Annotated in this window: 8 protein-coding genes; 7 read left to right on the plus strand and 1 reads right to left on the minus strand. The window is 69.0% G+C overall.

Annotation, left to right across the window (positions count from 1 at the left end):
* Positions 1-157: 157 nt before the first annotated feature.
* The gene (locus tag ACFU5M_RS21180) at positions 158-3,922 is read right to left on the minus strand and encodes a hypothetical protein (RefSeq protein ID WP_379051738.1); all 3,765 of its coding nucleotides are present in this window, start codon (positions 3,920-3,922) and stop codon (positions 158-160) included.
* 162 nt (positions 3,923-4,084) lie between these two features.
* Here ACFU5M_RS21180 and ACFU5M_RS21185 point away from each other — a divergent pair, with 162 nt between their 5' ends.
* The 7 genes from ACFU5M_RS21185 (at position 4,085) to ACFU5M_RS21215 (ending at position 9,417) form a co-directional block, all read left to right on the plus strand.
* Complete coding sequence (locus ACFU5M_RS21185) at positions 4,085-5,524, plus strand: phenylacetate--CoA ligase family protein (protein ID WP_379051740.1); 1,440 nt, start codon at positions 4,085-4,087, stop codon at positions 5,522-5,524.
* Complete coding sequence (locus tag ACFU5M_RS21190; RefSeq protein ID WP_379051741.1) at positions 5,521-6,651, plus strand: ThiF family adenylyltransferase; 1,131 nt, start codon at positions 5,521-5,523, stop codon at positions 6,649-6,651. Before ACFU5M_RS21185 ends, ACFU5M_RS21190 begins: the two co-directional genes overlap by 4 nt.
* Before the next feature lie 239 nt (positions 6,652-6,890).
* The gene (locus ACFU5M_RS21195; protein WP_379051744.1) at positions 6,891-7,157 is read left to right on the plus strand and encodes a hypothetical protein; all 267 of its coding nucleotides are present in this window, start codon (positions 6,891-6,893) and stop codon (positions 7,155-7,157) included.
* 81 nt (positions 7,158-7,238) lie between these two features.
* Entirely contained in the window at positions 7,239-8,105 is an 867-nt protein-coding gene (locus ACFU5M_RS21200) for an alpha/beta fold hydrolase (protein WP_379051746.1), read from the plus strand.
* Entirely contained in the window at positions 8,092-8,697 is a 606-nt protein-coding gene (locus ACFU5M_RS21205) for a TetR/AcrR family transcriptional regulator (protein WP_379051748.1), read from the plus strand. Before ACFU5M_RS21200 ends, ACFU5M_RS21205 begins: the two co-directional genes overlap by 14 nt.
* A gap of 115 nt (positions 8,698-8,812) precedes the next feature.
* Positions 8,813-9,220: a hypothetical protein gene (locus tag ACFU5M_RS21210; protein WP_379051750.1), complete on the plus strand. Its 408-nt coding sequence runs from the start codon at positions 8,813-8,815 to the stop codon at positions 9,218-9,220.
* The gene (locus ACFU5M_RS21215) at positions 9,217-9,417 is read left to right on the plus strand and encodes a DUF6186 family protein (RefSeq protein ID WP_379051753.1); all 201 of its coding nucleotides are present in this window, start codon (positions 9,217-9,219) and stop codon (positions 9,415-9,417) included. The genes ACFU5M_RS21210 and ACFU5M_RS21215 overlap by 4 nt, the downstream gene beginning before the upstream one ends.
* The last annotated feature ends 170 nt before the right edge of the window (positions 9,418-9,587 follow it).

The raw sequence follows: 9,587 nt of genomic DNA on the forward strand, positions 1-9,587 counted from the left end.
AGTATGGACCTCGCGGAGACGCTCACGGGCAGATCATCGACGTCGGATCTGGCATTCCCCGAGGCTCTGCCGGACCGAAACAGCCGCGGCAGGACGCATTTTCGCCGATGCTTGCCGCCCTGTGGCTCGAGGCTGCAACATCTTGCCCGCTAGTGCGCTACCGCGGGCAGAGACTGTGCTGGGCGATGGTCGGAAGGTAGCGCTGCCATTCGGTGGCGGTGATCGGCCCGCTGCCGCTGTCGCAGAGTTCGGCGGCGACCTCGTCGACGTCCGTTGCCCAGACGCGCACGATCCGGTCCGGGCCGGCTGCGAGCAGCAGATCGCCGCCCGCCGCGTAGACGGCATCGTTGACCCGTCCCGTGTAGGCATTCAGCACCGCCAGCCGTCGCGGGTCGCGGGGGTCGGTGATATCCCAGACCCAGATGCCGTTGTCACTGGCGCCGCCGACGAGTCGCGTGCCGTCCGGGCCGAAATTGACGGTGATGATCGCGTCGGCGGCGCCGACCAGTGTGGACAGATGCCGGGGCGCTCCAGGGTCGGACAGGTCGAAGAGTTTGACGGTGTGGTCCATGCTGCCCGCGGCGAGGATCGGCGCGGTAGGGCTGAAGGCCACGGCGGCCAGATCGTTGGTGAATCCGGAGAGCTTCGGTAGTTCTCGCGGGCGGCCGCGATCACGGATGTCCCAGCGGAACACCGACTCGTTGGAGGTGGCGATGGCGAGCTGGGTGCCTTCGGCGTCGACGGCGGCGATGCCCGGCAGCCCCGGGCCGGTGGACACCGCGCCGAGTGATCGCGGCGCGGCGAGGTCGGCGAGGTCCCACAACGTCACCGCCGGATCGTCTTGGCCCGCGACGACCAACGTCTTCGCGTCCGGGGTGAAGGTCATCGCGGAGACGATGCCCTCGACGGCGGCCACCTTCGAAGTCAACCGGGGATGCGCCGGATCGCGCAGGTCCCACAGCAGCACATGCCCGGAACGGGTGCCGACCGCGGCCGTCGAGCCGTCGATCGCCAGTGCGACCGCTCCGCAGCTCTTCTCATCCGCGCCGACGGGCAGCGCGGCGTATTCGGCGGGTGCTCCCGGATCACCGAGATTCCACAGGTGGGCGCTGCCGTCGCCGGCGCCGGTGCCGACGAGCATGAGCGTCCCGCTGCGATCGATCGGTGTCTGGAAGACCACGCTGCCGGCCCCGCGCAGGACCGGACCGGGCAGTGGCCAGATCCGGACGGTGCCGTCGAGACTGCCCGTGACCAGCGCGTGCGCGTCGAGGGCGAAGCGCACCGACACCACGATGACCGGGTTGGGCAGTTCCATCTCCACTTGGTCGGTGTCCAGCCGCCACACGCGCGTCTTGTTGTCCGAGCTGACCGCGGCCAGCCGTGTGCCGTCCGAGCTGAAGGCGACGTCGTTGACGTAGCTGGTGAATCCACGCAGCGGGGGCTGTGACGCCGGGTGGGCCGGGTCGCGGACATCCCAGCGGCGTACCTCGTTGGCGCGTCCGGGAACGGCGAGGACGGAGCTGTCCGGACTGAATCGGAGCGACAGCGCCTGCGCCGTGGAACCGTCGGGGGGAATATCCGTCAGCGGAACGTCCCGGTCGGTGGCCCAGATGCGCAGTGCTCCCGCGTCCCCCGCGGCGGCGAGAAGTTTCCCGTCCGGGGCGAACGCGATGACGGGTACGCCGGCGGGAAATTGCAGGGCGGGCAGCGGGATCGGCTGCCGGACGTCGGTGATGTCCCAGCGGACGATCTCCGATGTGGTGGTCGTCGCGGCGAGGGAGCGCTTGTCGGGACCGAGATCGAGGGTGCGGTACTGGCCGCCGGTTCCGGCGAGGGTGGCGAGCGGTCGTGGTGCGTCCGGATCCGCGACATCCCAGAGATCGATGTGACTGCCGAATGCCGAGGCGAGCAGTGTGCCGTCGGGAGTCATCGCCACGGAGCCGAGAACGGCTCCCGGCCGGGGCGCGGGAATCCGGCTGCGGAAGTCGGCTGACCCGCGCTGTCCGGGACGGGTGCTCCGGTGCAGATGGTGCAGGTCGATCGTGGCGTCGCTGCGGCCGACGGCGAGCACGACTCCGGACCGGTCGGTGGCTACCAGCGTGCCGCCGTCGGGTCCGAGCAGCCGGGTCGGCGTCTGCACCGCGGTGCTGTCCAAGAGCGCGGAGCGCGCTTCGAGGGTCGGTTGGATGCGGAAGGCCGCGAGCGCGAGTTGCGCCGACAGCGCGGGATCGGTGCCGCGCAGTCGCTCCGCTTGGAGCGCGATCTGGCGGGACAGCGCTTCGTCTCGTGCGTGCGCGGCGTTCGACCGGGCCACCAGTGCGACACCGGTCAAGACGATCGTCGCGATCAGCGCGATCGCCAAGCCGGCGACCATTCGCTGCAATATCCGGGTGCGGCGGCGTTCTCCGGCCTGGATCGCCGCCTGGTGGGCGATGCTGGCGGCGATGTAGTCGCGTTCGTGGTGGTTGAGGTCTCGCCGATGCCCGTCGTCACGCGTCCACTCCTGGACGAACTCCAGCCTCGCGGGCCCGAGCAGCGCGCTGGGGTCCTTGGTGTTGTCGAGCCAGACCTGGGTGGCCTGGGTCAGCCTGCGGTGTACGGCCAGGCTCTCTCGATCCTGGTCGAGCCACCGGTGCATCCGGGACCAGGCGCCGATCAGCGCCTCGTGCGTGATCGCGACGGTCTCTTCCTCGACCGTGAGCAGGCGGTGCGAGGCGAACCGTTCGATCACGGTATTCACGTTGGCCACGGAATCGTGGTCGAAGAACAATTCCCGGCGTTGTACCCGGCGACGGGTGGTGACATCGTCGTCGATGTTGAGCAGACGCAGGAACGTGCGACGGGTGATCTGTCGCTGTGGCTCGGTGAGCCCGCGATACACGGTTTCGGCGGTTTGCTCGATGGCGCCGGCGATTCCGCCGACGGCGTTGTAGTCGGCGACGGTCATCTTCCGGCGGCTGGATCGTTGCCAGGTCTCGAGCAGAGCATGCGACAGCAAGGGGAGAGCGCCGGTGTCGTGCGCTTCGGCGGACCCGCGCGGCGCGAGTTCGACGATCAGCAGCTGCACGAGTTCGTCTTCCACGGTCCAGTTCGCTTTGCGGGCCGGCTCGATGATGACGTCGCACAGCGCCTGCTTGCTCAGCGGGCCGACCAGGACCGCATGATGCGCCAGCGCGTGGTGCAAGAACGGCTCTTCGGCGGCGTGGCGATAGAAATCCGCGCGCAGTCCGAGCACATGGGTCCGGCCGCTCGCGTCACCCGCGAGCGCGGCCAGGAAGTCGGCTCGCTCGCCGTCGTCGAGGCACAGTGTCCAGGTCTCCTCGAACTGGTCGATGACCAGGACGTCCGCGGCCTCCTGGAGTACTTGTGCCGGGTGGACGCCCGGGGTGACCACCGCCGCCGTGCGGCCTTCGCGCCGCAGTGCGGGCAGCAGTCCGGCGCGCAGCAGTGAGGACTTCCCCGAGCCGGAGGCGCCGGTGACGATGAGTATCCGCTGCTCGGATTCGGCGAGCGACGAAATGTGTTGCCGCAGCTGCGCCGTGAGTTCGGTGCGGCCGAAAAGCCATTCGGCGTCATCGGGCCGAAAAGGCTCCAGGCCTCGATAGGGCACCGGTCCCTGGCTCCGTCTGCGTCCGCTCGTCGGACGGACCTGCCGGACCGCGCCGAGCCAACGCTGTTGTCCCTCTGAGTCGTTCACGCCGCACGCCGTCAGGACATCCCGGAACATCCGCTCGTTCTGTTCGGTCGGCACATGATGACCGGCGAACCATCCGCTAACCGTGCCGTGCAGGCCTCCCGAGCGGTCGACGACCTGGCGGACGGTCAACCCGGCGGTGGTGCGCAGCCGTGTGAAGGCCGCCGCGAATTCTTCTCGGGTGGAGATGGATCGAGGATCCACCCGCCCCCCGCCCCCATCGGTCATGACCGGAGTCTAGCGAGATCCGAGCAGTGGCGCGGCGTGTCGTATGGACCTTGTATTGACTTCTTTCTCGGCAGTACGCACTGCTCAGAGGCTGTTTCCAGAACCCGCGACGCGATCGCGCACCGCGTATCGCCGCAGTGGGGAGGAAAGGAAACAGCCACCATGTCCGCACCATCACTGTCGTTGCCCACCCGGCCGAGGCACGGATTCGGCCGCGCTCTCGATACCTTCCGCAGGGCGGCGATCCACGTACCGGCCTACGCCGACTTTCTCGCGCGCCGCGAAATCGAACCGGCAAACATCCGGACCGCCGATGACTTCGCCGCATTGCCGCCGATGACCAAAGCGGAGTATTTGCGGCACTACCCGTTGCGCATGTTGCTCTGGCACGGTGACGTCGCTTCGGCGGGGACCTGGTCGTGCAGTTCCGGCTCCACCGGCAGGCCCACCTATTGGCCGAGGGACCTCGTCGCTCAGGAAGAGGCGATCGACCTCTACTCACGAGTGTTCCGCGACAGCTTCCAGACGCGGCAGCGGTCCACGCTGTTGGTCGTCGGATTCGCGATGGGCAATTGGATCGGAGGCACCTACACCTACGCGGCTGCTACCGCCATGCGTCAGCGCGGGCACCGCATTTCGATCATCGCACCCGGGATCGAACCGGAGACGATCCTGGCCGACATCGCCGAACTGGGCCCGCATTACGACCAGGTCGTCTTGGCCGGATATCCCCCGTTCGTCAAGGACGTCCTGGATCGGGCGCCCGCCGAGGTGCTGCGCCAGAACCTGCGCATTCTGCTGGCAGGCGAGGCCATCACCGAAGAATGGCGGGATTACGTGCTCGACCGGATCGGCGAGCCGGGGCAGCCGGGTGCGATCCGCGTCGTCTACGGCACCGCCGATGCGGGCATCATGGGCTGCGAGACGCGCACCAGTGTCGCCGTCCGCCGCGCCGCCGGCGCCGATCCTGCGCTGAGCGAGGCGTTGTTCGGCGACGCGCACCTGCAGCCGACCTTCGTGGAGTACGACGCGGAGTATCGGTACACCGAAGTCGACGCCGAGGGACGATTCCTGTTCAGCGCCGATACCGCGATCCCGTTGCTGCGCTACCGGATCAACGATGCCGGCCGGATCTTCTCCGCCGCGGAACTCGCCGCCGTCCTCGACGCGCACGGTCACCGTCTGCCGGTGCGCACCTCGACCGACTCCTGCGGGTTCCTCGCCCTGCACCGGCGCACCGACGTCGCCGCGTCGTTCTACGCCCTGGAGATCTATCCGGAGAACATCCGCGCCGCGCTGGAGGACCCGGACATCGGCCCAACGGTCACGGGAAAGTTCGTGCTGGTGACCGAGACCGACGCGCGATTCGAGCAGACCTTGCGGCTGCGCGTGGAACTGCGCGACGGCGTCTGCCCCGCAGGCGGATTCACCGCGCTGCTCGAGCGCAAGGTGGTGGATGCCCTGCTGCGCACCAACAGCGAGTACCGCCGCCTGCACCAGACCCTCGGCCCGGCCGTCGAGCCGGAGATCAGCCTGCACCGGCATGGCAGCGCGGGTTTCGAGACGGGCGTCAAGCACCGGTGGACGGGGGCTCGGTCATGATCGAGATCCTGCATCCGGCGGACGACGAGCGACGCATCGCCGAGCTGTGCGCACCGAATTCCGGGTACCGGCTGGTCGACGGCTGGGCGAGCGCGGCAGAGGAACTCGCCATGATCGAACGGCCCGATCTCGCCGCGGGCACCACGGCCGCGGCCACGGCGCTGGCGGGCTACCCGGCCTCGCTGCGGGACGGTGAGGCCGTCGACCGGATCACCCGCTACGTCGTGTACCCGTGGCGCCGTACCGTCGTCAAACTTCCCGACCGCGAGCATTTCTGGCGTTTGCGCACTGCCAGGAACCGGCACCTGCTCACCGGTGAAGAGCAACGGGCTTGGTCCGGCGCCGTGGTGGGAGTTGCCGGACTCAGTGTCGGAGCTTCCGCGCTGGCGGTCTGCGCGTTGTCCGGCGCCCGGCGGTTCCGGCTCGCCGAGTACGACACGCTCGGATGCACCAACCTGAACAGACTCCAGGCGTCGGTGTGCGACCTCGGCGAACCCAAGCTGACTCTGGCGCAACGCCGTACGTTGGAGCTGGACCCGTACAGCGAGATCGCTGCGTTCCCGCACGGTTACCGGCCGGAGAACGCCGCGGACTACTTGGGCGGGCCGGGAGGCGCCACGCCCTTGACCGTCCTCATCGAGGAGATGGACGACCTCGCGCTGAAAGTGGATATCCGCAGACGAGCGCGTGCGCTCGGCGTCCCCGTGGTGATGGCGACCGACCACGGCGACAGCTCCTTCGTGGACGTGGAGCGCTACGACCTGGACCCGGACTATCCGCTCTTGCACGGCCGGGCCGGCGATCTGACCGCACTGACGGCGGCCGAGCTGCGCGATCCGGCGCGACGGATCGAGCTGGCGACCGCCATCGTCGGCAGCGACGTCACGCCGCGGACGCGCTACTCGCTGACCGAAGTCGGCCGGAGCCTGTCCTCGTGGCCGCAGCTGGCCACCGCGGTGACTCTCGCGGGGACGCTGGCCGGTCTGGCGGCACGGTTGATCGCTTGCGGTAGCGGGTTGCCCTCCGGCAGGTATCGAGTGGATCTCGACACGCTGTTGCAGGGCACGCGGGAGCGTTGGAACGAACTGGGAGAGGCGGAGTTCCTCGCGATGCTGGGGCTCCCCTAGCGCCGTGGGGTCAGCAAGATCTTGCTGCCCCGGACACGCGTCGAGCCGAAAGGAACCCGGGTACGGCGGTGGCCGGCCATACCTGGCACGGCTTCCGGGTTCTGCTCGGCTCGATCCGAGTCCGATGCTTGGCTGGCGAGGTGCGATGCGCCGAGTGCCAGCATTTCAACCGCAACGACTCCGCGTTCTGCCGGCACTGCGGTGTGCGTGCCCGCCGAAAGCGGATCGGGAGCGACGGTGTGGCCACGCCGAAGGCGGTGGAGGATCTTCGTTCTTCGCTGAGCGATCTGCTCGACCGGATCAGTCGGTGCGAGATCGACCTGGCCGACAGGCAGTTGGTGGAGGAGACGACTCGGCGCGCGGCGGCCGAGGCGGCGAAGGAGCGACCGAACCGGATCGTGCTCACGGGAGGCCTGTACGCGGTCGGAGAGTCGGTCGCGGGCGTGGCCTCCTTGGCGAGCGCGGTGATGGCATCGAAGGACGCGGTGAAAGCAGTCTTCAGCTGATCCGTCCGGCCGCACCGGCATCTAGACATACATACTGTATGTATGTAACAGTGGTCGGGAAACCCGACCCTGGGAGGACCCATGGCAACCAGCACAGCTCTCGGCCGCACCCACGAGGTGGATCTGCCCGGCGGCCGCATTCGCTATCACGAGAGGGGAGAGGGTGCTCCGGTCGTCTTCGTGCACGGCCTGCTCGTCAACGCGGATGTCTGGCGCAAAGTGGTGCCCGTGGTCGCCGCGGCCGGATACCGCTGCCTGGCGCCGGACTGGCCGCTGGGCTCGCACGAGATTCCGGTCCCGGACGCCGATTTGACCCCGGCCGGCGTCGCCGACCTCATCGCCGCGTTCCTCGAACGCCTGGACCTCACCGACGTCACCCTGGTCGCCAACGACACCGGCGGCGCGATCACCCAGGTGCTGCTGACCCGCGACCGGTCCCGCGTCGGCCGCGTCGTGCTCGCCTCGGTCGACAGCTACGAGGGCTTCCTGCCGCAGCCGTTCACCTCGCTTCCGCTGCTGGCGAAGATTCCCGGATCGCTGCGCCCCCTCACCGAGGCGCTGCGGATCCGGGCGCTGCACCGCCTGCCGCTGGCGTTCGGATGGGTCGCCAAGCGGCCCGTCCCGCCCGAGATCGTGGACTCTTACCTGCTGCCGAGCCGCAATTCCGCCGCCATCCGCAAAGATTTGCGGCGCTTCCTGAAATCGGTGCATCGCCGCTACACGCTGGAAGCCGCGCGCCACTTCGCCGACGTCGACATCCCGGTGCTGCTGGCCTGGGCGCGCGAGGACCGGCTGTTCCCGGTGTCGTTCGCCGAACGACTGGCCCGCGACCTGCCGGACGCGCAACTGAAGCTCATCGACGACTCCTACACCTTCGTGTCGGAGGACCAGCCCGAGTTGCTCGCCGAATCGATCCTGGAGTTCACTCGGCTGCATGCCACGCCGTAGCCAGGAAGACCGGTCTCGCGCAACCAGGGCCGCGCTCGAACAGGCGGGACGCCGCCTGTTCACCGAGCGCGGCTGGGCCGGAACCTCGGCGGAAGAACTGGTCACCGAGGCCGGTGTCACCCGGGGCGCCCTGCACCACCACTACGGCGACAAACGCGGACTGTTCCTCGCGGTGCTCGAGCAGATCGAGGTCGAGATCACCGAGGAGATCGAGAACGCCATCGCCGCGGTCGATTCCGAAGACGTAATGGCCGGAATGGCGGCGGGGCTCGCGCTTTTCCTGGAAATCTGCCAGCGCCCCGCGGTGCTGCGGATCGCCCTCACCGACGCCCCCGCCGTGCTCGGCTGGCAGGCCTGGCGGGAATTCGAGTCCGCCCACGGCCTCGGGCTGATCACCACGCAACTCGAGCGCGCCCGCGCCGCCGGGTTGATCGCCGACGCCGCCATCCCCGTACTCGCCCAGCTCGTGGTCAGCATGATCAGCGAGGCCTCCTTGATCGTCGCGCACGCCGAGGACCCCGAACTCGCCCGCGCCCAGACTCAGCAGTCGGTGCTTTTGTTGATCTCCGGACTCCTGCGCACCAGCGGCTGAACCGCGCGGACGGCGCTCGGCGCGCGTCCGCCTCCGCCGGCGCCGCCCGCTCGTCGCCAGGAGGTAGGTATCTCGCCTCCCCGGATCCGGCCACTCGGGGCCTTATCCTGCGCACGTGACAGAGCAGCGCTCGGCACCTCGATTCCGGTGGCGTGCGACGCCGCTGACCGTGGGCATCGTGCTGGCGGCAGGCGGTGCCGCGACCCGGCCGTTCAGCTGGCCTGCGACCGCGATGGTGGCGGTGGCGGCGCTTGGCGCGCTGGTGCTCGCTTTTCGCGGGCGAAGCGAGCGGCCGCCGTGCACCACCCGGCTCAGACGTGGTGTGGCCGTGTGGTCGATGCTGCTGGGCGCGGTGCTGGCGTGGGAGGTCTACGCATTGCTGCGGCAGCCCGCCCTGAATCAACCGAGCGATGAGCACCCGACATTGTCCACGCTGCTGGATCCAGCGCTCGAACAATGGCCGCTGCGGCTCGCCGGTTGGCTGGTGTGGCTGGGCGCCGGCTGCCGGCTGGTGTCGAGATGAGCGATCGAGCCGTCGTCCTCCTCGGATTCGGCCTGATCGCGGCGGCTGCACTCACCGCGATCGCGCTGACGCGGCTGCGCCGCGATCGAATCGCGTCCCTCGGCGAAACGCTCGCGTACCTGACCAGCACGCGAACAACGAGAATCACCGCCGTGCTCGCCTGGGCATGGCTCGGCTGGCACTTCCTGGCCAGATGAGGCCCACGCGCCGAACCGCCCTGACGTCGTGCGTCCGCATTTGCACGACGAACCGTCCTTCGGTCGTCCGGCTGAGGCCGCGCGCCTGATGTCCGGAGTCCGAACACCGACGCGCCCAGCGCACCGCAACTCCCGGTTCCGAGCGAAGCGAGACCGAGCATGTTCCGTTC

The sequence above is a fragment of the Nocardia sp. NPDC057455 genome (assembly GCF_042802775.1).
Lineage (GTDB): Bacteria > Actinomycetota > Actinomycetes > Mycobacteriales > Mycobacteriaceae > Nocardia.